The organism is Caballeronia sp. ATUFL_M2_KS44, from assembly GCF_023630965.1.
GTDB classification, from domain to species: domain Bacteria; phylum Pseudomonadota; class Gammaproteobacteria; order Burkholderiales; family Burkholderiaceae; genus Caballeronia; species Caballeronia concitans.
This window is the reverse complement of sequence record NZ_JALQEA010000044.1, coordinates 1-233: the sequence shown is the minus strand read 5'-3', so window position 1 is coordinate 233 and position 233 is coordinate 1. Positions and strand designations below refer to the sequence as shown.

Sequence of the window (233 nt, the reverse complement as noted above, 5' to 3'; positions counted from 1 at the left end):
CCATGTTGACCGATGAACGCGCCATTTCGATAGCGTTGCGCAAATGCGGTGCCGTCATAAAACGCGAGACCGAGCGAAGCGGTGTGCGCGCCGATCGCATAGTCCGGCGCGATCGCCGATTGCACGAGATCCGCGCGTTGCGGCTTCACGCGATCATCGACATGCTGACCGTAATAGCTGTATGGCCAGCCATAGAAAGCGCCGTCTTTCACGGAGGTCAGATAGTCCGGCAC

1 protein-coding gene is annotated in these 233 nt (G+C 59.2%); it reads right to left on the bottom strand.

Going from position 1 to position 233, the window contains the following annotated elements:
• Nucleotides 1-233: PQQ-dependent sugar dehydrogenase (locus tag NCR39_RS19235; RefSeq protein ID WP_250453687.1), on the bottom strand; the 233-nt coding region annotated here is incomplete at both ends.